This window comes from Arthrobacter sp. JDC6 (assembly GCF_056484025.1).
Genome location: NZ_CM151278.1, coordinates 2,876,045 through 2,898,424, shown reverse-complemented (window position 1 = coordinate 2,898,424; position 22,380 = coordinate 2,876,045). Strand labels below are relative to the sequence as shown.

Below are 22,380 nucleotides of genomic sequence, written 5' to 3'. Positions count from 1 at the left end.
CGTCGGGCTGCCGCGGTGCGTCCGGGACCGGGGTGGTGGCGTGGGCCGGCGGGCCAACCAGCGCCGATATACTGGGAGGCGTGCTTTCTGGACTGGTGATAGTGGACAAGCCGCAGGGATGGACCAGCCATGATGTGGTTGGCCGGATGCGGCGCCTCGCAGGTACCCGGAAAGTAGGGCACGCCGGAACCCTGGATCCCATGGCCACGGGCGTCCTGGTGGTCGGCATCAACAAGGCCACGCGCCTGCTGACCTACATCGTGGGCACCTCAAAGACCTACACCGCCACCATCCGGCTGGGCCAGGCCACCGTCACGGACGACGCGGAAGGGGAGGTCACGGCCACGGCCGGCACTTCCGGTGTCACTGAGCAGGCAATTCACGACGGCGTCGCGGCACTCACAGGCGACATCGAGCAGGTGCCAAGCAGCGTCAGCGCCATCAAAGTGAACGGCGAACGCGCCTACGCGCGCGTCCGGTCCGGCGAGGATGTGAAGCTGGCCGCACGCCCTGTCACCATCCACCGGTTCGAGGTGCACGCCGTCCGGCGGGATCCGGCGGCGGGTGTGATTGACCTCGACGTCACCGTTGAATGCTCCTCGGGCACATACATCCGTGCCCTGGCCCGGGACCTTGGCAATGCGCTGGGTGTTGGAGGGCATCTCACTGCCCTCCGCAGGACCCATGTGGGCCCCTATTCGCTGGACCAGGCGCGCACGCTCGAACAGCTCGCCGAAGAGCTCAACGTCCTGGAAATGTCGCAGGCTGCCCGGGCACTGATGCCCAACCGCGAACTCAGCGCCGAGGAAACCACGGAGATATCCTTCGGGCGGCGGATCGCTGCCGGCGCGGCCCCCGGCGCTCCCGGCGCCGCCACTGTGGAGCATCCGGCCGCCGCCTTCGCTCCCGACGGCAGCCTCGTGGCCCTTCTTGCCGACGCAGGCAGTTACGCCAAGCCGGTGCTCGTCTTCGCCCCCGGCGCCGGGACGGCCGCAACCGCCGCCGCGGAGGCCTGACACGTGGACGCATATTTTTGGATCATCCTCGTGGTCGGCCTGGGGTCCACGCTGGTGTGCCTGGGTGCGGGCATCCTCAAGAAGGCGCCGAACGACGTCACCATCCTCTCCGTCGCAGCCGTGGAAGCGGCCCTGGTGGTGTACCTGGTGGGGTCCATCGTCCGCGTGATCGCCGGCGAACCGATTGCCGGGGAGGCGTGGGAGTTTTGGGGCTACATGGCCACCGCCGTGCTCCTGCCGCCGGCGGCAATCTACTGGTCCATTTTGGAGCGCACCCGGTGGAGCAACTTTGTCCTGGCCGCGGTCGGCGTCACGGCACTCGTCATGGCCGCCCGAATGAACCAGATCTGGTACTGAAGTGGAAGAAGCAGCAGGAATGAACGACAAGCAAGCCCCGGCGGCTCCCGGCGAGGCACCCACCCGCAATACCCGCAATACCGGGCCAGGCCGCCTGCTGATTGCCGTGTACGGCGTTTTCGCGATCTCGGCCACGGCCCGGGCCGGATACCAGATCCTCACCAAGTTCTCCGAGGCTCCGCTGGCCTATCTGCTCTCCGCCTTGGCCGCGCTGGTGTACGTGGTGGCCACGGTGTCGCTGGCCAGAGCCGGAACCACCTGGTTCAAGGTCTCCGTTGCCGCGGTGCTCGTTGAACTCGTGGGCGTCCTGGTGGTGGGTACCCTGAGCATCCTGGACTCCGTGCAGTTCCCGCACGAGACCGTGTGGTCCCTGTTTGGCCGCGGCTATGGCTTCATTCCGCTGCTGCTGCCCATCCTGGGACTGGTGTGGCTCTACCGGCGCCGGCCTTCGGTGGCGGCTGAATCGCGTTCCAAAGCCGCGCAGTGATGTCAAAGGCAGCACAGTGAATCCGGGTAACCTTGAAGAGTTCCGCGGCCGGCATGGTTCCGGAACGTGGCTTGCAGGCAGCTTAAGGCGAGGGTGATGGTTTACATCTGGAACGATCCGTCCGATGTCCCGGCGGATTTCGGCCCATCTGTTGTCACTTTCGGCAACTTCGACGGTGTTCACCGCGGCCACCAGCAGGTGCTGTCCCAGCTGATCCGCTCGGCCCGCCTTTCCCACGCCAAGGCTGTGGCCGTGACCTTCGACCCCCACCCGGCGGTAATCCACCGGCCCGAGGCCGCGCCCGAGCTCATCATGGGCCTGGACGACAAACTGGACGCGCTGGGCGGACTCGGACTGGACGCCATTTTGGTGATCAAGTACTCACTGGATCTGGCCAGCCTCACGGCTGAGGAATTCGTGGAGCAGTACCTGGTGGACTGCCTCCACGCCAGCCACGTGGTGATCGGCCACGACGCCCGCTTTGGACGGGGCAACTCCGGAGACCTGGACACCATGAAGGCGCTGGGCGACAAGTTCGGCTTCGATGTCCAGGTCATCAGCGAGTTCGGCGCCGAGGGCTACCCCCTGCATGACGACGACGGCACGGACCGGCGCTGCTCCTCCACCTGGGTGCGCGAAGCCTTGCAGGAAGGCGATGTTGCCACCGCCGCCTCGGTCCTGGGCCGCCCGCACAGAATGCGCGGCGAAGTGGTTCACGGGGCAGCCCGCGGCCGCGCCCTCGGCTTCCCCACGGCAAACCTTTCCTCGAACGCCACGGGGCTGATCCCCGCGGACGGCATCTATGCGGGCTGGCTGGTGGACCAGGCGGGCACGCGCTGGCCTGCTGCGATCTCGGTGGGGTCCAATCCCACGTTCGAGGGCGTGAGCCGCCAGGTGGAGGCGCACGTCATCGACAGGCCCAAGGAGGCCGTGGAGGACTTCGATCTGTACGGCCAGACAGTGATTGTTGAATTCGTGGCGCGGCTTCGCGGCATGGTGGCCTACCGTGGCCCTGAGGCACTGGTGGAACAAATGCGGCTGGATGTGGCCCAGGCCCACCAGCTCCTCAGCCACCACTGACTGCAGCATCCGCCGGTTGCAACACGTGGCTGCAACAACGGGGTGACAACAACGAAAGGCAGCACGTGTCCGTCGAAAAGAACACCCGCAAGCTGGATGAGGGGATTGTCCGCGACTTCAGCTCGCGGATGAGCTACGCCTCCTACCTGCAGCTTCCCACGCTGCTCAGCGCGCAGCAGCCGGTCAGCCAGCCCGAGCACCACGATGAACTGCTGTTCATCATCCAGCACCAGACCACGGAGCTGTGGCTGAAGCTGGTCCTGCACGAGCTGCGCAGCGCGGCCGCGTGGCTCCGCGGGGACGACCTCGGTTCCGCGCTCAAGGGCATTGCCCGGGTCAAGCACATCCAGAAGACCCTTACCGAACAATGGTCTGTCCTGGCCACCCTGACACCCACCGAGTACTCGCAGTTCCGGGGCTTCCTGGGCAACTCGTCAGGGTTCCAGTCGGCCCAGTACCGGGCGGTGGAATTCGTCCTGGGGAACAAGAACAGCAAGATGCTGCCCGTCTTCGAATCCGATCCGCAAGCCCACGCCATGCTGGCCGAACTGCTTGCCGCCCCCAGCATCTACGACGAGTTCCTGGCCTACCTCGCGCGGCAGGGCTTCGATGTGCCGGGATCGGTCCTGGACCGGGATGTGACCCAGGCCCATGAGTTCACCCCGGAACTGGTCCCGCTTTTCAAGCACATCTATGAAAACGCGGCGGACAACTGGGCTGCCTACGAGGCGTGCGAGGAACTGGTGGACCTGGAGGACAACTTCCAGCTCTGGCGGTTCCGCCACCTGCGCACCGTGCAGCGGACCATCGGCATGAAGACCGGCACCGGGGGATCCAGCGGGGTGACCTTCCTGCAGAAGGCCCTTGAACTGACGTTCTTCCCGGAATTATTCGCTGTCAGGACGGAGATCGGACAATGAGCATCCATCAGGAAAACCACCTCGATGTGTCTGCCGAAGCGCTCCGCGGGCGCGCCGAAGAGCTGGACCGCCGGGACGCCCTGGCACACTACCGGGACCTTTTCATTGGCACGGACACACCGCTGTCCTACCTGGACGGCAACTCCCTGGGCCGGCCCCTGACGCGCACTGCCGACGACGTCGCCGCCTTCATCCGGGACGAGTGGGGCGGACGCCTCATCCGTGGCTGGGACGAACAGTGGCTCAGCATGCCGCAGGCCATCGGGGACCAGCTCGGACGCGCCGTCCTCGGAGCTGCTCCGGGGCAGACCATCATCGCCGATTCCACCACCGTGGTCCTCTACAAGCTGATCCGCGCGGCCCTGGCCGCCGTACAGGATCCAGACCGCAACGAGCTGGTGCTGGACACGGAAAACTTCCCCACGGACCGCTACCTGGTGGAGGGCATCGCCCTCGAGGAAGGCCTCACCCTGCGCTGGATCGAGCCCGACCCGGCCGCCGGGGTGACCCTTGACCAGGTGCGCCAGGCCACCGGGCCGAGGACCGCCGTCGTCCTCCTCAGCCAGATCGCCTACCGCTCAGGCCACCTCGCGGACCTGCCGGGGATCACCGCGGCAGTGCACGACGCCGGCGCGCTGGTGGTGTGGGACCTGTGCCATTCCGCGGGGTCGGTGGAGATCGACCTGGACGGTGCCGACGTGGACTTCGCGGCCGGCTGCACCTACAAGTACCTCAACGGGGGCCCGGGCTCGCCTGCTTTCGCCTACGTCAATGCCCGGCACCTGCCCTCGTTGAACCAGCCCATCTGGGGCTGGATGGGGCGGAAGGACGCCTTCGAGATGGCCGCCGGCTATGAACCTGCCGCCGGCATCCGGGGCTTCCTCAGCGGCACCCCCGCCATTTTCGGCATGATCGCCATGCGGGGAACCCTGGACCTCATCGAGGAAGCCACCATGGCTGCCATCCGGGAGAAGTCCCTGGCCCTGACCGCATTCGCCGTGGAGGTCTTCGATGCCTGGCTGGCCCCGCTGGGAGCCGAACTGGCGTCGCCGCGGAACCCGGGGGAGCGGGGCGGGCATATCACGGTGGACCATCCCAACTTCACCAAGGCCACCGTGGAAGCGCTCTGGGAAGGGGACGTGATCCCTGACTTCCGCTCTCCCCATGGCATCCGGGTGGGGTTGTCGCCGTTGAGCACCAGTTTTGCGGAAGTGCTCCAGGGCATGGCAGCGATCCGGGCCCGGCTGCAGGGCTGACGGCGCACTGTTTCGACAAGGTTAGGCCGCGCCCGGTAAACTGGACGATGGATCCGGCTGCAGTCCGTGGCGGCTGGTTCCTGTTGTGGTCGGCCTTCTCCGGTTATCCGGATCAGGACCAGCACGGCAGACCCGGCAGTGAATTACTGACCTGGGCCCTCACGGCACATCCCAAGGAGATATTGTGGCACTTGACGCCGCTGTAAAGCAGTCCATCATCAAGGAATACGCAACTGGCGAAGGTGACACCGGTTCACCCGAGGTCCAGGTTGCTGTCCTGACCCAGCGGATCAAGGATCTGACTGAGCACATGAAGGAGCACAAGCACGACTACCACACCCAGCGCGGTCTGCTGGCCATGGTTGGTCGTCGCAAGCGCATGCTGAGCTACCTCAAGAAGACTGACATCGCCCGCTACCGTTCGCTCATCGAGCGTCTCGGCCTGCGCCGCTAGTCACACTTTGGGGCGGCCCTTTCCCTCCGGAACGGGCCGCCTTCTTCAAATAAAAACTAAACAGGAGGATCAACCGCATCACGCATTCGCGGTCCTCGGTAGTGATCCCCGGGAACGGCTTCGTTGACTGAAGCCGGCGGCCCGTGGGTCTCGATCGATGACCGGGTGCAGGGCCAGTAGACAGATGCTGGCTGGGTTGATGCGGCTGGACTTCCGTAAATAGAAACGGAGGTGACTCTCTTGGAGGGTCCCGAAATCCAGTTCTCGGAAGCAGTCATTGACAATGGCCGTTTCGGCAAGCGCGTAATCCGCTTTGAAACCGGCCGCCTCGCCAAGCAGGCAGCCGGCGCAGCAATGGTGTACATCGACGATGACACCGCCCTGCTGTCCGCAACCACCGCCGGCAAGCACCCGCGTGAAGGCTTCGACTTCTTCCCGCTCACGGTCGACGTCGAAGAGCGCATGTACGCTGCCGGCCGTATCCCGGGCTCGTTCTTCCGCCGCGAAGGCCGCCCGTCCACCGAAGCCATCCTGGCCTGCCGCCTGATGGACCGCCCGCTGCGCCCCGCCTTCATCAAGGGCCTGCGCAACGAGGTCCAGATCGTGGTCACCGTCCTGGCCATCAACCCCGATGAGCTGTACGACGTCGTTGCCATCAACGCTTCCTCGATGTCCACCCAGCTGTCCGGCCTCCCGTTCTCCGGCCCCATCGGCGGCGTCCGCGTTGCCCTGGTCAACGACGAAAACGGATCGCAGTGGGTTGCCTTCCCCAAGCACTCGCAGCTGGAAAACTCCGTGTTCAACATGGTGGTTGCCGGCCGCGTTGCCGGTGACGACGTCGCCATCATGATGGTCGAGGCCGAAGCAACCGACAACTCCTGGAACCTCATCAAGGAACAGGGCGCCACCGCCCCCACCGAAGAGGTTGTGGCCGAGGGCCTGGAGGCTGCCAAGCCGTTCATCAAGGCACTCTGCGACGCCCAGGCCGACCTCGCCGCACGCGCTGCAAAGCCCACGGTCGAGTTCCCGGTCTTCCTGGACTACGAAGACGACGCTTACGCCGCCGTCGAATCCGCTGCCGCCGAAAAGCTCGCCGCTGTCTTCCAGATCGCCGACAAGCAGGAACGCGACAACGCCTCCGACGCGCTCAAGGACGAGGTCCTCGCCGGCCTGGCAGGCCAGTTCGAAGGTCGCGAAAAGGAGCTGTCCGCTGCTTTCCGCTCCGTCACCAAGCACGTTGTGCGCCAGCGCATCCTCAAGGACCAGATCCGCATTGACGGCCGCGGCCTGACGGACATCCGCCAGCTCACCGCAGAGGTCGAGGTTCTGCCCCGTGTTCACGGTTCGGCCATCTTCGAACGCGGCGAGACCCAGATCATGGGTGTCACCACGCTGAACATGCTCAAGATGGAACAGCAGATCGACTCGCTGTCTCCCGTCACCCGCAAGCGCTACATGCACAACTACAACTTCCCGCCGTACTCCACCGGTGAGACCGGCCGCGTGGGCTCGCCCAAGCGCCGCGAAATCGGCCACGGTGCCCTGGCAGAGCGCGCCATCGTGCCCGTGCTGCCGTCCCGCGAGGAATTCCCGTACGCCATCCGCCAGGTATCCGAGGCCCTCGGCTCCAACGGCTCCACGTCGATGGGTTCCGTCTGCGCCTCCACCCTGTCCCTGCTGAACGCCGGCGTGCCCCTGAAGGCCGCCGTCGCCGGCATCGCCATGGGCCTGGTGTCCGACCAGGTTGACGGCCAGACCCGCTACGCGGCACTGACCGACATCCTCGGCGCCGAAGACGCCTTCGGTGACATGGACTTCAAGGTTGCCGGTACCGCCGAGTTCGTCACGGCCATCCAGCTGGACACCAAGCTCGACGGCATCCCCGCTTCCGTGCTCGCGGCAGCCCTGAAGCAGGCCCGCGAGGCGCGCCTGCACATCCTCGAGGTCATCAACTCGGCCATCGACACCCCGGACGAGCTCTCCGAGTTCGCACCGCGCGTCATCGCCGTCAAGATCCCCGTGGACAAGATCGGCGAGGTCATCGGCCCCAAGGGCAAGATGATCAACCAGATCCAGGAAGACACCGGCGCCGACATCTCCATCGAGGACGACGGCACGGTCTACATTGGCGCCACGAACGGTCCGTCTGCAGATGCAGCACGCTCCGCCATCAACGCCATCGCCAACCCGCAGGTCCCGGAGATCGGCGAGCGTTACCTGGGCACGGTGGTCAAGACCACCACCTTCGGTGCCTTCGTGTCGCTGACCCCGGGCAAGGACGGCCTGCTGCACATCTCCGAGCTGCGCAAGATCGCCGGCGGCAAGCGGGTGGACAACGTTGACGACGTTGTTTCCGTGGGCCAGAAGATCCAGGTGGAAATCACCAAGATCGATGACCGCGGAAAGCTGTCCCTGTCTCCGGTCGTGGCTGAAGAGGAAGGCGCCGACGACACCGAGCGCGTTCACGCCACGGAGCCTGCTGAAGGCGCTGAGGTCTAACAGCAGGGGCTTCCCGGCATAAGCATGAATCGGCGGGACCGGTGGATGATCCACCGGTCCCGCCGCTGTTACGATGGCAGCCAGATCCGGCTGCCCGTCCTGAAAGGCATCAATGACTGTTGTACCCCTGCCGCTTGAGCAGAACCACGCCGGCGACACCCTGGTCCACGGCTCCGACGGCGGGTCCGAGGTCCGGCGTTCAGTGCTGCCAGGGGGAGTGCGGGTACTGACCGAGGCGATGCCGGGACAGCGGTCTGCCACCATCGGCTTCTGGGTGGGCGTCGGATCCCGTGACGAGGCACCCGGCCAGCACGGGTCCACCCACTTCCTTGAACACCTGCTGTTCAAGGGCACCAAGCGCCGCACGGCCTTGGAGATTGCTTCCGCGTTTGACGAGGTGGGCGGCGAATCGAACGCGGCAACGGCCAAGGAAAGCACCTGCTACTTTGCGCGGGTGCTGGACTCGGACCTTCCCATGGCCATCGACGTCATCGCTGACATGATCACCGGCGCCGTGCTGGATCCTGACGAGATGGAGCAGGAACGGGACGTCATCCTGGAAGAAATTGCCATGGACAGTGATGACCCCACTGATGTGGCGCACGAGCACTTCGTCGCCGCGGTCCTCGGCAGCCATCCGCTGGGACGGCCCATCGGCGGCACTCCCGCCGCCATCAAGGCCGTAGCCCGCGATTCCGTGTGGGAGCACTACCGCAGGTACTACAAGCCTGAAGAGCTGGTCATTACCGCCGCCGGCGGCCTGGACCACGACGTCGTATGCGGACTCGTGGTGGATGCCCTCCAGACCGCGGGCTGGTCGCTTAAGCCGGACGCCGCGCCGGTGCAGCGGCGTTCCACCGAACGTGCCCTGATCACGGGAACGGCGGGCCTGCATGTGGTCAAGCGGGCCGTGGAGCAGGCGAACATCATCATGGGCTGCCCCACGATCGTTGCCACCGATGAACGCCGCTACGTCATGAGTGTCCTGAACGCGGTCCTGGGCGGCGGCATGTCCTCGCGGCTGTTCCAGGAAGTCCGTGAGAAGCGCGGGCTGGTGTACTCCACTTACTCCTTTGCCTCGTCCTACGCCGACGCCGGCTACTTTGGGATGTACGCGGGCTGCACGCCGTCCAAGGTCCGGCAGGTGCTGGACCTGCTGGCTGTGGAGCTCGACAAGCTCGCGGAACACGGGATTTCAGACGACGAACTGCGCAAGGCCGTGGGACAACTGGGCGGCGGAATCGTCCTGGCACTGGAGGACACCGGCTCCCGGATGTCCCGGCTGGGCCGCGCCGAACTGGTGTCCGGCGAGTACCAGGACATTGACGAAACACTGCGGCTGATCAAAGCCGTCACCACGGAACAGGTCCAGGAGCTTGCCGCCGAACTCGCCGCCGCGCCCCGGACCGTCACCGTGGTTGGCCCGTTCGACGAGACCGAAACCTTCGGCCTGTAACACCCCGCGCCGCGGAGATGCCGCGAAGACGCTGGCGGCCCGGCTCTGCAGAGTCCATCCTGAGTGGGGAGTGATTCTTCGGCAGGGGAAGGCGGAACGGTGAACGGGCCAGGAGCGGAGCACGGACATCCGGCGTTAACGAACCTGCTGGGTCACTGGCAGGGCTACACACACGTGGCTGCCGGTCCCTGGGGGCCGGAACACCGCGTGAGCGCCCAGGTGTCCTACACGCAGGTTGCCGGGGGCCTCGGCGTGGTGCAGAGCTACCGGCACATTGAACCGGACGGCAGCCACTTCGAAGGCCACGGCATCTTCACGATCGATCCGGTCCACAACGACGTGCTGTGGTACTACGTTGACAGCACCGGCGTGCCGCCCGGCAACGCCGCCCGCTGCACCTGGCGCGACGGCGTCCTCCGTGTTGAACGCCGCAATGCCGGAGGCTGGACGCGCCACTCCATCAAGGTGGCGAACGGTGTCCTGACACACGTCACCGAATTGCGTTCGCCCGGGCGGGACGACGGCGGCGACGCCCCGGAGGCCGGTGTGGACGGCGAGGCTTTGTCCTACAGGCCATTCATGCGCTCGGAATTCCACCGCGCCTGAGGCATGGCTAGGACGCCGCCTCAATAATGCGCGTTTTCGGCGCACCGGCGAGGGCAGGGGCGTTGGCGGGCGAACGCCATACCTGTGTTCGAAGGTTCGTGAGCAGCTGCTCTGCCTGGGCCAGGTCCGCGAAGTCGAGTTCCACAACAATGTATTGCGGTTCGCCCACGGGCCGGCCTATCCGGTGCGCGAGAACCCCTGACGCGGACCGGCCCACCGGATCCCGGTCGAATGCCGCCTTCCACGTGCTGAAATCGGTGATGCTGTGTTCGATCTGCAGGGTGAACATCCCAGTCTCCTTACTCGTCCCGCCAGGTTGGAGGACGCTCCACGCTGCTAAAGCTAGACGGTCCGGGCTGCGGCGGGTATCCCAGAATTCTGGGTGGCAGCGCCTCCGGGTTGCCCGGGATGGCCGGAGCATACTTGGAACATGACCAAGGGCTGGGCTGGAAACCGGAGCCAGGAGCGCATCCGACTCCTGGCAGGCTCGGACCTGGATCACCAAGCTCTCCGGACAGCGATTCTGGCAGAAGTGGCCACCATGGTGCCTTTCGATGCATTCGTTTGGCCGCTGTGTGATCCCGTCACGACGGTAGGGATGGCGCCGAGGGCCAGGATTCCCTGCCCTCAGGAATTGCCCACACTTATCCGCCTCAAGTACCTCTCCGGGGCCGGCCGCTGGACCGAGCTGATGCATTCGCCGGTGCCGGCGGCATCCCTCCTGAAGGCAACGCAGGGAGAGCCCTCCCGCAGCCCGGTGTGGAGTGGCGTGTTGCAACGCTATGGGGTCCGCGATGTACTGTCCGTCGTGTTTGCCGACAAGTATGGGTGCTGGGCCTGGCTCGATTTGTGGCGGACGGGCGATTCGGTCCCCTTCACGGATGAGGAAACTGCGTACCTGGGCGAGCCCGCAGCGGCAGTGACCGCCGGCCTGCGGAGGTCCGTGGCCAGGCAGTTTCGGACTCGACTGGAACCGGAACCTGGCCCGGACCCGGCCGCCGGGACAGGAGCCGGGCAGCCCGGATTGCCGGAGCAGGCTGTCCTCACCCTGGACGACGATCTGGCGATAGCTGGCCGAACGGCGTCCGTGGACGACTGGCTGCAGCTGCTTCAGCCTGGTCCGGTCCCTCACGATCATGTGCCTGCTGAGGTGTTGAACGTTGCTGCCCAGCTGGCGGCAAGGGAAGCACTGGTGGACACCCACGCCGCGGAATGCAGGGTGTACGTCGGGGCGGGCCGCTGGGCCTCCCTGCGGGCCAACCGCATGGAGTCGGGAGTGTCCGGACCCACTCCACCGGTGGCCGTGACGATTCAGGCCAGCACGCCTGCCGCGCGGCTTGACATGTTTGCCCGGGCGTTTGGCCTGACACCCCGGCAGGGGGAACTGCTGTGGCTCACTGCAACAGGGGCCGATACGGCAGCCATGGCGGATGCCCAGGGCGTGACACCGTACACGGTCCAGGACCAATTCAAGCAACTCTTCCAGGCTTGCGGAGTCCACAGCCGGGCGTCACTGCTGGCCATTGCCCTGGGAACGGGGGCCCGGGTCTAGCGGTGGGCCGTCGTCTCCTGGAGCCACGCGTTGACGCACATGCCCCTGGGGAAGTCCTACGACAAGAGCACGTCCCAATTCCCCGCCGGGTCTGGCGGCAGGAAGAACGGCATGGCGTAGAAATCGTCCCACAAAGGATCTGTTGGCGGGAGTTGATCCGGCTCAAGCAAGTTCCCGCCAGGCGGCTCCTCGCTTGGCACCTCCAGCCACTCCGGCATGTCAGCCAGCAACTGGCACCATTGCGGCAGCCCAAACGGCAGATCGCGCCGCAATTCAGGCGGTGGTGGTTCCCGTAGCCCCGCTTCGTCCGCTTTCCGGGGTGTGCCCAACCCTCCCGGTGGGTTCAAGACTGCCGGTGCGGATTGCCCGGACACGGTGCTGTTCCTCCGCAGAAGCCCTGGCGGCCGGTGGGTTGGTTGGGGGTCGTGGTGTTCGGGGTTGTAGTGGCGGCCGGTGGGTGAGGTCCAGCCGGGCGGTCCGTTGTTGGTGGCGGGGTCGGGGGTCCAGGCGCGGGCGTGCTTCAAGCGGTGATGTTTGGGGCATAGCTGGGCCAGGTTCCGGACGGCTGTTCTGCCGCCGTGTTCCCAGGCGGTGAGGTGGTCGGTGTGGTTGTCGGGGGTGTGGTTGGTGCAGCCGGGGAAGGTGCATTTCCGGTCCCGCATGCGGATCCATTGTTTGATGGTTTCGGGGAGCCGGTAGCGGGTGCGTCCGATCTCCAGGGGTGCCCCGTCGCGGGGGTCGACCAGGACGCGGTAGAACGACTCCGCCCCGTCCGCGACGAGCCTCCGCGCCATCGACGCCGGGATGGGGCCCAGGCCGTCCAGCACGGCCGGCTCATCGGTGAGTCCGAGCAGGGCGAAGACCGGGACGGTGACCAGGACATCGGCCCGCGGGGTGGGGACCTTGCCAACATCACCAGTGCTCCCTGTGCCGGAAACGCTGCCTGCGGCCGCCGTATCACCTGTAGCCCGTGCAGCCCCACCCGGAGCAGCCTCGGCCGTGGCCGTGGTGGTTCCTGCGCCGAGGAGGAGTGCTGCTGCGATGTCGGGGCGGAGTTGGGTGAGGGTGCGGGGCTCGTTGGGGCCTTGGAGGCCGCGGGCGGTGGCGGTGGTGCGGTTCCAGATGGCGCAGGCGGTGTCGCCGGGGAGGTAGAGCGAGAGCCAGGCCATGCCGTCGCGGTCCGGGGTGTATTCCATCCGCCGGTCCGCGACGCCTTTGGCGTGGCGTTTTTCGAGGGTTTCGGGGTGGTGGCGTTCCCGCCAGGCGCGGACCTTGGCGCGGAACCGGGCAGGGACAAGTTCACCGGGCGCGGCGCCGCGGGCGGGGTTGGGGGCGTCGGGGTCGAAGAAGTGCGCCACCAAGGCAGCAGCCCCGTCCGGGGTGAGCCCTTCGGTTTCGTCGGCGACAATCCTGGCATGCTGCCACGACAGGTCACCGGCTGACAGGGCGCCCAGGAGCGGCGGCAGGGAACACACCCGGCGGGATTGTTCCACCAACCCGCCTGCGGCCGCGGAACTGATGCTCAGGACACCGGCGATCTCCTCCACCGTTGACATCTCCGAAAACATGCGCTCATCCACCGGGGCGTCGGGGGCAAGGAGTGCCTGCTGGATCTCGACCGCTTCCACCGCGTCCAGGGCTTTCACCGCGGCGAGCTGAGCCTCGACCCGGGAGACTGCCTCCAGCCGTTCCAGCCGGAGCTCATACCGCCGCTGCAGCACATCCACGTCAGCACCAACACCGGACCCGGCAGCAAGGAAATGATCCTCACGGGTAAGAGCATCGAGGGCAGCAACAGAGGCAGAAACACCCTCCAAAACCACCCCAACATCCGTGCCGATTCCCATACCCACATCATCCAGCGAGGCACCGACATTCAAAGCCACGGCAGCTTTGGCAAGGCCAGGGCGGCTGCTGCCCATTCGCCTGGACGTGCGCGAATACTTACCCGCCGGCGAACGGAGGCAGTACGTCCACCACGTCGTCCGGACCAAGGACCGCCGCCTGGTCCCGTACGGCCACCTCATTGAGCAGGAAGCTGCTGCGGGAAAGAAGCCGGGAAAGGGGCGGGGTCCCGGCAGGGGGTTCAGGGCGGTCCACGGCCAGCACGGCCTCGAGCAGGTCCGCCACGGTGGCGCCCTGGGGAAGGTGGAACTTTTCTTCCTCGAAACCTGCCGCAGCGCGTGCGGCAGCAAAATAACGTACAAGCATCCCGGTCAGCCCCCGATAGCACTCATGCTGCGGTCCGGCTGGACGAAGTCCGGAGCATCCAGTCCCACGTGGTCCATGCCGTGGGCTTTGGGTTTGATCCACATGGCGTCCTGCCACCGCTGCGCCAGATCATCATCGGTGGCGCCCGCCCGCAGCAGGCCCAGCAGGTCGAACTCCTCGCGGGAGAACAGGCAGCTCATGATCTTGCCCTCGGCGGTGATCCTGGTGCGCCGGCAGTCGGAGCAAAACGGCTCGGTGACGGAGGCGATAATTCCCACGGTTCCCAGCACCGGTCCGTCCGCGTCCGCGGAACCTGCCGCCCGCCGTCGTACTTCAAACCGCTCCGCAGGAGCGCCGTCACGTGCCCGGGGATCCGGACTGAGGGCAAAGTCCCGGGACAACAGCCCGCGGATCTCGGCCGCCGTGATCATGTTGCGGCGCGTCCAGCCGTGGTCCGCATCGAGCGGCATCTGTTCGATGAACCGCAGTTCGTACCCGCGCTCCAAGGCCCACGCGAGCAGCTGCGGCGACTCGAGGTCATTGATGCCGCGCATCAGGACGGCGTTCAGTTTCACAGGGCCCAGGCCGGCAGCCCAGGCCGCGTCCACACCCGCCAGGACCTGGTCCAGGAACGGACGCCGGGTCAGCTTGGTGAACGTTTCCTCATGCAGGGAATCCAGCGACACATTGATGCGCGTCAGGCCGGCGTCCTTGAGGGCCGCTGCCTTCTTCGCCAGGCCAACGCCGTTGGTGGTCATGGAGATCGGCAGGTCCGGGTGGTTGGCCCGCAGTGCCGAGATGATCTGGACCAGATCGTGCCGCACCAGCGGCTCACCGCCCGTGAGGCGCAGTTCGCGCACTCCCAGCTGCTCCACGCCTACCTTGACGATCCGCACGATCTCCTCGGCGGACATGACGGCCTGCTTTGCCAGCCATTCCAGGCCCTCCGCCGGCATGCAGTAGGTGCAGCGGAGGTTGCACTTGTCCGTCAGGGACAGCCTCATGTCGGTGGCGCGGCGGCCGTAGCGGTCCGCCAGCCCGGCCGGTGCATCCGCTGGCCGGCGCGCGGGAACGCCCGGCAGCGCCGATGCTGCTTCCTCCCGCGGCTGCGGCATGCCTAGCTGGACAGTCATGAAATCAGGCTACGCCACGTTGAGCCGCCCATCACACCCGTGACCCCGCTGTGAGACGCGGGGCAGGAATCCCGGCGGCACCGGCGCCGGGGACCACCGGCAAACCTATGCTGGTGTTGTGAGGAGTTCCCAGCGCGGGCATGCGGCGTACGACGGCGGCGCCGGCCTTGGGGAGCGGGCGGACAGTCCCTTCCCACTACCGGCAGTCCCGCGCGCCGGAGGTGGTTGGGCCGCGGCTGCCGGGATAGCCGCGGCAGGCGGCGGTATTGCAGCAGGGGAGTTGGCTGCGGGGGTTCTCAGCCCCTCCCTTTCGCCGTTGACGGCGGTTGGCGGTGCCGTGATCGATGCCGTGCCTCCGGGCATCAAGGACTGGGCGATCTCTGTCTTCGGCACGGCCGACAAGGCAGCGCTCCTGGTGGGAATGGCGTTGGTCATCGCCGCCCTGGCCGCACTGGCCGGAGCGCTCGAGCGCCGCCGCCGGTTCACTGGTGCTGCCGTGATCGGAATCTTTGGACTTGCCGGAGCGGCCGCCGCCCTGACGCGTTCCCAGATGACCCCCCTGTCGCTCGTGCCGCCGCTCCTGGCCGCGGTGGCCGCCGTCGTGCTGTTGCGGTTCCTGCTGCGCAGGCTGCAGGCATGGGATGCCGCGATTGCCGGCCAAGCAGCCTCCCACCAAGCGGCCTCCCACCAAGCAGCCGCAGATCATCCCGAGGACAGCCTTCCCGCTGCCCCCGGTGAGGCCACACCGGACTCCGCGGCCACCCAATCGCGCCGCAGTTTCTTCCAGGCCCTGGGCATCACCGCAGCGGCCGCTGCGGCAGGGGGAGTACTGGCGGGAATCTGGCGCGGGGCCACCATGGCTGTCAATGAGGCCAGGGCACGCATCACCCTGCCCGCAGCGGCATCGCCGGCAATACCTGTGCCCCCGGCTGCGGAAGCCGGTGTTGCCGGAATGCCGCCGCTGGTGACCCCGAACCGGGATTTCTACCGGATCGACACCGCGCTGTCCGTCCCGGCGGTCAGCCCGGATACCTGGGTCCTCAAGGTAACCGGCATGGTGGCCCGGGAAGTCCTGCTCTCCTTCGCCGACCTAATGGCGAAGCCCCTCACCGAGCGGCACATCACCATTGCCTGCGTCTCCAACGGAGTGGGCGGCGACCTGATCGGCAACGCCCGCTGGCTCGGCTGGCCGGTCCGGGAACTGCTGGCCCTGGCCGTTCCCCAGCCGGGCGCAGACATGGTCCTCTCCCGCAGTGCCGACGGCTGGACCGCCGGTACGCCCCTGGATGTCCTCACCGACAACTGGGACGCCCTGCTTGCCGTGGGCATGAACGGTGAACCGCTCCCGCTGGAGCACGGCTTCCCGGTCCGGTTGGTGGTTCCCGGCCTCTACGGCTATGTCTCGGCCACCAAATGGGTCACCGAGCTCAGGGTCACCCGGTTCGCCGATGACGCCGGATATTGGACCCCTCGCGGCTGGTCCGCGCGCGGCCCCATCAAGACCTCGTCCCGCATTGACGTCCCCCGCAGCGGCCGCCCGGTCAACGCGGGAACAGTTGTCTTCGCCGGCGTTGCCTGGGCCCAGCACACCGGCATCCGGAACGTGGAACTGCGGATCAACCGGGGACCGTGGCGGGAAGCGGAACTGGCCACGGGAATCTCCGCCGACACCTGGTACCAGTGGAAGCTGGCCATGGACCTTGCCCCGGGGCAGTACGAGGTCCAGGTCCGGGCCACCAACCTGGCGGGCGAACCCCAGGACGAAACCGCGCGGCCGCCGGCACCGGACGGCGCCACGGGATTCCACACGGTTAGAGTTGACGTGAAATCCTGACGGCTCAAACCCTGACGGCCCAAACCCTGACGGCCCAAACCCTGACGGCCCAAACCCTGACGGCCCAGACCAAAGGCGTATCCATGACCAGCCACACCCCGCACGCCCTGGCAGACCACACCCCGGAAGGCCACGTCCACCATGCAGCGGAGGGTTCCCGGCCGGTCGCTGGCCATGCCGCCGCAGTCGTGGAACTCCTGCGGCCGCTCCTGTCAATGGACCGGATGGAAACCCTCCCGCTTAGCCAGGCGCTGGGCCGGGCCCTGGTGGACGATGTGGCCGCGCCACTCAGCCTTCCTCCTTTCGCCAATTCCCAAATGGACGGATACGCCGTCCGTTCCGGCGACCTTCCCGACGGCGGCGGGGACCTCCGCATCATGCCCCCGGTTCCGGCCGGGTCAAGCCCGGAGCCACTCGAACCAGGAACCGCGGCACCCATCATGACCGGTGCCATGATCCCGGCGGGGGCCGACGCCGTCGTACCCATTGAAAAGGCGGTGCCCGATCACTTCCTGGACCCCGGAAACACAGCGGGGGACGGCAGCGGCGCCACCGTGCGGCTGCCCGGCACCGCGCCGGGAACGTTCGTGCGCTTCCCGGGCAGCGACATCGCGGCGGGGGAGCGGGCGCTGGCCTCCGGGACCTGCCTGGGGCCGGCCCAGTTGGGGCTGCTCGCTGCCTTGGGCCTCCCAGAGGTGGCGGTGTACAAGGCGGTGACCGTCCTGCTCGTCACCACGGGCGACGAAGTGGTGGAACCCGGCCTGCCGCTTCCTCCCGGCAAAATCTACGACTCCAACGGAACGCTCCTTGAGGCCGCCATGAAGCAGGCGGGACTCACAGTCCGCCGCACCGGCATCTCCACCGACACTCCGGCGGAACTGCAGGCGCTGCTGCGGACCGAAAGCCCGGGGGCTGACCTGATCGTCACCACCGGCGGGGTCAGCAAGGGAGCCTACGAGGTAGTGCGGCAGGCAATGGCGGACCAGCCGGTCCGCTTCGTGCACGTGGCCATGCAGCCGGGCGGCCCCCAAGGACTGGGAACGTTCGACGGCGTGCCATTCCTTGGGTTTCCCGGCAATCCGGTCAGCTGCCTGGTGTCCTTCGAGATGTTCCTCCGTCCCGCTTTGTCAGCCTTGCTGGGGGCACCGGGCCGGAGGCTGCCGTTGCGCGCCCGCCTTGATCTTGGGGGCCCGGGCCGTCCGCTCACCTCTCCCGGGCACAAGCACCAGGTCCGCCGCGGCAGCCTGCAGCCGGACGGGACCGTGAAGCTGGAGGGCGGCGAGAGTTCGCACCTGATGCACGCACTCGCGGGGTCGAACGTCCTGGTCCATGTCCCTGTGGGTGTAACGGAACTCGCTGACGGCGACGAGGTGGAAGTATGGATGCTGTGAACGCAGAACATACCCCCGCACTGACGCACCTGCGCCAGGACGGCAGCGCCCAGATGGTTGATGTCTCCGCCAAGGTCGAGACCACGCGGGAGGCCACCGCCACCGCCACCGTCCGGACCACCCCCGAGGTGATGCAGCTCCTGGGCTCCGGCGGGCTCCCCAAGGGCGACGCCCTGGCCGTTGCCCGGGTGGCCGGCATCATGGCGGCCAAGAAGACGCCGGACCTGATTCCGCTGTGCCATCCGTTGCCCCTCTCGAAAGTCACCGTTGACTTCGACCTCGGCGCGGCCGCCGTCACCATCAGCTCCACCGTGAAGACCAGGGGCGTCACGGGAGTTGAAATGGAGGCCCTGACGGCTGCCTCCGTGGCAGCCCTCAGCGTTTACGACATGATCAAGGCCGTGGACAAGCATGCCGTCCTGACGGACATCAAGGTGCTGGCCAAGAGCGGCGGCAAGAGCGGAGACTGGGCACTGTGACCGACCCCAACATCCTGGACGTCTCCGAACCCCACCGCCACGGCGACGTGCAGGGGCGGAAGGCCGGCGTCGTTATCGCGTCCACCCGTGCCGCAGCGGGCATCTACGACGACGAAACCGGCCCCGTGATCACCGACTGGCTCACTGAACACGGCTTTGACGTCTTCCCGGCCATGGTGGTTCCCGACGGCGAGCCCGTGGGCGCTGCCATCCGGGCGCTCCTCACCCAGCGTCCCGCCGTCGTCATCACCAGCGGCGGAACCGGCCTCAGCCCGGACGACCGGACACCCGACGTCACCCTGCCCCTGCTGGACCGGGAAATCCCGGGCATCATGGAGGCGATAAGGCGTGCCGGCGCTGCCAAGACTCCGCTGGCGGCCCTGAGCAGGGGCTATGCGGGCGCTGCCGGGCAGACGTTCATTGTGAACCTGCCCGGGTCACCGAAGGGTGTCATGGATGGGCTGAGCGTCCTGGACCCGGTGATCGGACATCTTTGCGACCAGTTGGAAGGCGGACATGGGCACTGAAGCAGCATTCGAGGTAGTGCGGGCAGTCCTGAGCGCGGAGCCCATCTCCGTGGACCAGGCGATTGCCGCGGTGGAAAGCGACACTGCGGGTGCGGTGGTCAGCTTCAGCGGTGTAGTGCGCAACCACGACGGCGGCAAGGCCGTCGAGCGCCTCAGCTACAGTGCGCACCCCACGGCGCACCAGGTGATGGCCGACGTCGTCGCGCGCCTGGTTGCCGAGCAGGACGCCGAGGCCGGTGACGCGGCCGGGGAGACCCCCGCGGGAAAGGCAGCCCAACCCGTCAGGATCTGGGCCGCACACCGGATCGGGATGCTGGAGATCGGGGACCCGGCGCTGGTGTGCGCGGTATCCGCCGCGCACCGCGGACAGGCGTTTGCCGTCTGCTCCGAGCTGGTGGACCGGATCAAGGACCAGGTGCCCATCTGGAAGGAACAGTTCTTTTCGGACGGCACCGTGGAATGGGTCGGCGCCGGCAGCTGATGCCGCGCCGGGGCACGCCGGGCCGCGCCTCCACGCTGCCCGGGCCGGCCGGCGTTGCTCCGCAAACTGCGAGGTAACGCACGCCGTCCGGTTCCTGCCCCAACCTGTCCCGCCGGTAGGGTTAATCCCATGACCGAACAACACCCCGCCCCCAAACTGGTGGCCGTCCTTGGCGCCAGTGGACGCATGGGCGCCGAGGCCGTTAAGGCCATTGATGCCGCGCCCGACCTGAAGCTCGTCGCAGCCCTGGGACGGGGTGACTCGCTGGAGCAGCTGACGGCCTCCGGTGCCCAGTACCTGGTGGACCTCACAGTCCCCGAAAGCACCGAAGCCAACGTCCGCTTCGCCGTCGAGCATGGGATCCACGCCGTGGTGGGCACCACCGGCTGGGACGCGGGACGCCTGTCCGCGCTTGAATCCCTTTTGGCGGAGCACCCGGAAACGGGCGTACTCATCGCGCCCAACTTTGCCTTGGGCTCTGTGCTGGCTTCGGCGTTCGCCGCGAAGGCGTCAAAGTACTTCGAGTCCGTGGAAATCATCGAGCTCCACCATCCGGACAAGGTGGACGCCCCTTCCGGCACCGCCGTCCGCACCGCAGAGCTCATCGCCGCTGAACGCAAGGCTGCCCAGGTGCCGCCCAGCCCGGATGCCACCACTTCAGAACGCGCGGGCGCACGCGGCTGCGACGTGGACGGCGTCCGCGTCCACAGCGTCCGGCTCCGTGGCCTCGTGGCCCACCAGGAAGTCCTGCTGGGCGGTCCCGGCGAGCAGCTGACCTTCCGCCACGATTCCTTCGACCGCGCGTCGTTCATGCCCGGCGTGCTTCTGGGCGTGCGTAACGTTGCTGCCCACCCCGGGCTGACCGTGGGCCTGGACGGTTACCTGGACCTGGGACTCTAGGCGGTGAACGGGTTCGCAGCCGGTTTCCTTAAGAACCGCACCAAGATCTGGGTGGGAGCGGTGACGCTGTTGCTGGTCTTCTACCTGGTGGTGTCCTTCCAGCGCTCGCTCCTGCTCCTTGCAGACAGCAACCTCACCGCCAAGGCCATCGGGGCCGCCTACCTGGTGCTGCCCATTGTTGGCGCGTGGGCCCTGATCCGCGAACTGATGTTTGGCGCCCGCACCGAGCAGATGGCCAAGGTCCTGGAAGCCGAAGGCGGGCTGCCGGTGGACGAGCTTCCCCGCACGCCCGGTGGCCGGATTGTCCGCGCCGCAGCCGACGCGGAGTTCGAAAAGTACCGGGCCGAAGCCGAGGCCGCTCCTGATGACTGGCGTTCCTGGTTCCGGCTCAGCTGTGCCTATGACGCCGCCGGGGACCGCAAACGCGCGCGGGCTTCCATGCGCGACGCTGTGAAGCTCTTCACCACGGCATCCTAGCCCCTGCTGCCGCAGGGGTTCAGGACAGGGCCTTGAAGCCGCCGCGCCCCACCAGGCTTGCAGTATGGCCCACCCATTCCAGGGGGCCGCGCCACGACATCCGCGCAAACACGATGCCCACGGCGATGGCAGCCGCGGCATGGGCAAAGTACATTCCGTCCTCGGTCCAGCCTGCGGGCAGCGGTTTGAGGTAGAAGCTGGAGACCACCCAGACATGGACGGTGTACAGCGTCAGCGTCATGGCGCCGGGTCCCCGCAGCGGCAGCAGCAGGTCCAGGTCCACCCATTCGGCCAGCCGCCCCAGAAGCAGGCAGGCACCGATGACGGCCGCCGCAACTGCCGAGGTATGCAGCAAATCGAGCGGCGTACCCGAATGCGGTGCGGCCGATGCCAGCCACCACCATGAACCTTCCTGGGGGAGTCCGGCCAGGTTCACCTGGAGTACGCTGCCCAGCGGGTAGCCCGGTGAGTTGAGGACCTTCTCCAGCGCTGCGCGGCCGCCCCAGTCCTCCATGGCCGCGACACCCAGGCTCTTGGCCGCCACGGCCACTACCGTTCCGCCCACCAGCAGCAGCGCGGGTACCAGCGCCTTGGTCAGCACCAGGCGGCCGATGGCCAGCCCCACCAGCAGGTAGGACAGCCACTGCAGCACCGGGTAGTAGCCCGTGAGGAACAGGTCCGCGAGCAGCCGGGACGGCGTTCCGAGGTCCTCCCATGCCGGGTTGTGGCCCAGCCTCAATGGCGGCTCCGGGGCAAGGAGCCAGGGCCGCAGCAGGTAGGCCAGCACCGGGGAGCCCAGGATCCAGCCGGCGGCCCACGCACACAGGCGCTTCACGCCCAGCCCCAGGAAGGGCAGGACGCACAGGAACAGCACGGCGTAGTGGACCAGGATGATGGCCACGTTCACGTCCAGGCCGCCGAGGGTCAGTCCGACGGCGGCAATCACCAGGGCGCGCAGCCCCACCCCGCGGCGGGCCGCGGAGAGTTCGGCGCCCTCCAACGGCCTGTTCTTTCCCGTGGACAGGGCAAGCCCGACGCCCGCCAGCACTGCGAAGAGGGCGGCGGCCCGTCCCGAGAACGTGAGGCCGATCCAGGTTGGTGTGAGGCTTGAGTTCGATTCGAACGTCGGCAGCAGGTGAGTGGCCATCATGCCCAGCAAAGCCAGGCCCCGGGCCGCATCGATGCCCCTAAGACGCCCCGGTTGTTGACGGTCTGCGGTCTTCCGGGGCCGGGTGGCCGGGGTGCGGGACGTCATGACCAGATC

General features: G+C 67.2%; 23 protein-coding genes. 18 read left to right on the top strand and 5 right to left on the bottom strand.

The features are described 5' to 3' along the window. The first annotated feature begins 80 nt into the window (after positions 1-80). The 10 genes from truB (at position 81) to ACV095_RS13435 (ending at position 10,131) form a co-directional block, all read left to right on the top strand. Positions 81-1,016, top strand: coding sequence for a tRNA pseudouridine(55) synthase TruB (gene truB / locus ACV095_RS13480; RefSeq protein WP_026266187.1), 936 nt, complete (start codon positions 81-83; stop codon positions 1,014-1,016). A 3-nt stretch (positions 1,017-1,019) separates the two neighbouring features. After that, a complete protein-coding gene (locus ACV095_RS13475) occupies positions 1,020-1,373 on the top strand; it encodes a hypothetical protein (protein ID WP_223994635.1) in 354 nt (117 codons plus the stop codon). Positions 1,374-1,392: 19 nt separating this feature from the next. Continuing rightward, a complete protein-coding gene (locus tag ACV095_RS13470) occupies positions 1,393-1,860 on the top strand; it encodes a hypothetical protein (protein ID WP_223994637.1) in 468 nt (155 codons plus the stop codon). A gap of 96 nt (positions 1,861-1,956) precedes the next feature. Then, positions 1,957-2,940, top strand: coding sequence for a bifunctional riboflavin kinase/FAD synthetase (locus ACV095_RS13465; RefSeq protein ID WP_018771969.1), 984 nt, complete (start codon positions 1,957-1,959; stop codon positions 2,938-2,940). A gap of 65 nt (positions 2,941-3,005) precedes the next feature. Next, positions 3,006-3,860 (top strand): tryptophan 2,3-dioxygenase, encoded by an 855-nt coding sequence (gene kynA, locus ACV095_RS13460; RefSeq protein ID WP_018771970.1) that lies wholly within the window; start codon positions 3,006-3,008, stop codon positions 3,858-3,860. Continuing rightward, a complete protein-coding gene (locus ACV095_RS13455; protein WP_478222063.1) occupies positions 3,857-5,116 on the top strand; it encodes a kynureninase in 1,260 nt (419 codons plus the stop codon). Before kynA ends, ACV095_RS13455 begins: the two co-directional genes overlap by 4 nt. 184 nt (positions 5,117-5,300) lie before the next feature. Beyond that, complete coding sequence (rpsO, locus tag ACV095_RS13450; RefSeq protein WP_013600532.1) at positions 5,301-5,570, top strand: 30S ribosomal protein S15; 270 nt, start codon at positions 5,301-5,303, stop codon at positions 5,568-5,570. Between the two features lie 240 nt (positions 5,571-5,810). After that, on the top strand, positions 5,811-8,069 hold the full coding sequence (locus ACV095_RS13445; protein WP_018771972.1) for a polyribonucleotide nucleotidyltransferase: 2,259 nt from the start codon (positions 5,811-5,813) through the stop codon (positions 8,067-8,069). Positions 8,070-8,181: 112 nt separating this feature from the next. Beyond that, positions 8,182-9,525 carry a M16 family metallopeptidase gene (locus ACV095_RS13440; protein WP_018772253.1) on the top strand — a complete coding sequence of 448 codons (1,344 nt, stop codon included), beginning with the start codon at positions 8,182-8,184 and terminating at the stop codon, positions 9,523-9,525. Positions 9,526-9,588: 63 nt separating this feature from the next. Then, positions 9,589-10,131 carry a DUF1579 family protein gene (locus tag ACV095_RS13435; RefSeq protein WP_478222062.1) on the top strand — a complete coding sequence of 181 codons (543 nt, stop codon included), beginning with the start codon at positions 9,589-9,591 and terminating at the stop codon, positions 10,129-10,131. A gap of 7 nt (positions 10,132-10,138) precedes the next feature. Here ACV095_RS13435 and ACV095_RS13430 read toward each other — a convergent pair whose 3' ends face one another. Next, on the bottom strand, positions 10,139-10,420 hold the full coding sequence (locus ACV095_RS13430; protein ID WP_018772255.1) for a hypothetical protein: 282 nt from the start codon (positions 10,418-10,420) through the stop codon (positions 10,139-10,141). 345 nt (positions 10,421-10,765) lie between these two features. Here ACV095_RS13430 and ACV095_RS13425 point away from each other — a divergent pair, with 345 nt between their 5' ends. Further along, entirely contained in the window at positions 10,766-11,683 is a 918-nt protein-coding gene (locus ACV095_RS13425) for a helix-turn-helix transcriptional regulator (protein ID WP_223994641.1), read from the top strand. Between the two features lie 56 nt (positions 11,684-11,739). On the opposite strand, the gene ACV095_RS13420 is transcribed toward ACV095_RS13425, so the two are convergent. The 3 genes from ACV095_RS13420 to moaA form a co-directional block, all read right to left on the bottom strand. Then, a complete protein-coding gene (locus ACV095_RS13420; RefSeq protein ID WP_478222061.1) occupies positions 11,740-13,530 on the bottom strand; it encodes an HNH endonuclease signature motif containing protein in 1,791 nt (596 codons plus the stop codon). Positions 13,531-13,627: 97 nt separating this feature from the next. Then, entirely contained in the window at positions 13,628-13,894 is a 267-nt protein-coding gene (locus tag ACV095_RS13415; protein ID WP_056390936.1) for a MoaD/ThiS family protein, read from the bottom strand. Positions 13,895-13,899: 5 nt separating this feature from the next. After that, positions 13,900-15,027: a GTP 3',8-cyclase MoaA gene (gene moaA / locus ACV095_RS13410; protein WP_026266125.1), complete on the bottom strand. Its 1,128-nt coding sequence runs from the start codon at positions 15,025-15,027 to the stop codon at positions 13,900-13,902. Positions 15,028-15,292: 265 nt separating this feature from the next. Between moaA and ACV095_RS13405 the strand changes: the two genes are divergently transcribed. From ACV095_RS13405 to ACV095_RS13375, 7 genes are all read left to right on the top strand, one after another. Beyond that, positions 15,293-16,861 carry a molybdopterin-dependent oxidoreductase gene (locus ACV095_RS13405; protein ID WP_478223453.1) on the top strand — a complete coding sequence of 523 codons (1,569 nt, stop codon included), beginning with the start codon at positions 15,293-15,295 and terminating at the stop codon, positions 16,859-16,861. A gap of 83 nt (positions 16,862-16,944) precedes the next feature. Next, entirely contained in the window at positions 16,945-18,252 is a 1,308-nt protein-coding gene (locus ACV095_RS13400) for a molybdopterin molybdotransferase MoeA (RefSeq protein ID WP_478222060.1), read from the top strand. Next, positions 18,240-18,731 carry a cyclic pyranopterin monophosphate synthase MoaC gene (gene moaC, locus ACV095_RS13395; protein ID WP_478222059.1) on the top strand — a complete coding sequence of 164 codons (492 nt, stop codon included), beginning with the start codon at positions 18,240-18,242 and terminating at the stop codon, positions 18,729-18,731. Before ACV095_RS13400 ends, moaC begins: the two co-directional genes overlap by 13 nt. After that, positions 18,728-19,258 carry a MogA/MoaB family molybdenum cofactor biosynthesis protein gene (locus tag ACV095_RS13390; protein WP_018771608.1) on the top strand — a complete coding sequence of 177 codons (531 nt, stop codon included), beginning with the start codon at positions 18,728-18,730 and terminating at the stop codon, positions 19,256-19,258. Before moaC ends, ACV095_RS13390 begins: the two co-directional genes overlap by 4 nt. Continuing rightward, positions 19,248-19,739 (top strand): molybdenum cofactor biosynthesis protein MoaE, encoded by a 492-nt coding sequence (locus ACV095_RS13385; protein ID WP_018771607.1) that lies wholly within the window; start codon positions 19,248-19,250, stop codon positions 19,737-19,739. Before ACV095_RS13390 ends, ACV095_RS13385 begins: the two co-directional genes overlap by 11 nt. Positions 19,740-19,868: 129 nt before the next feature. After that, complete coding sequence (dapB, locus tag ACV095_RS13380) at positions 19,869-20,639, top strand: 4-hydroxy-tetrahydrodipicolinate reductase (protein WP_134164459.1); 771 nt, start codon at positions 19,869-19,871, stop codon at positions 20,637-20,639. A gap of 3 nt (positions 20,640-20,642) precedes the next feature. Beyond that, positions 20,643-21,116 (top strand): hypothetical protein, encoded by a 474-nt coding sequence (locus ACV095_RS13375; protein ID WP_018771605.1) that lies wholly within the window; start codon positions 20,643-20,645, stop codon positions 21,114-21,116. Between the two features lie 19 nt (positions 21,117-21,135). Here the strand turns inward: ACV095_RS13375 and ACV095_RS13370 are convergent, their stop codons facing one another. After that, complete coding sequence (locus tag ACV095_RS13370) at positions 21,136-22,371, bottom strand: heparan-alpha-glucosaminide N-acetyltransferase domain-containing protein (RefSeq protein ID WP_478222058.1); 1,236 nt, start codon at positions 22,369-22,371, stop codon at positions 21,136-21,138. Positions 22,372-22,380 lie beyond the last annotated feature (9 nt).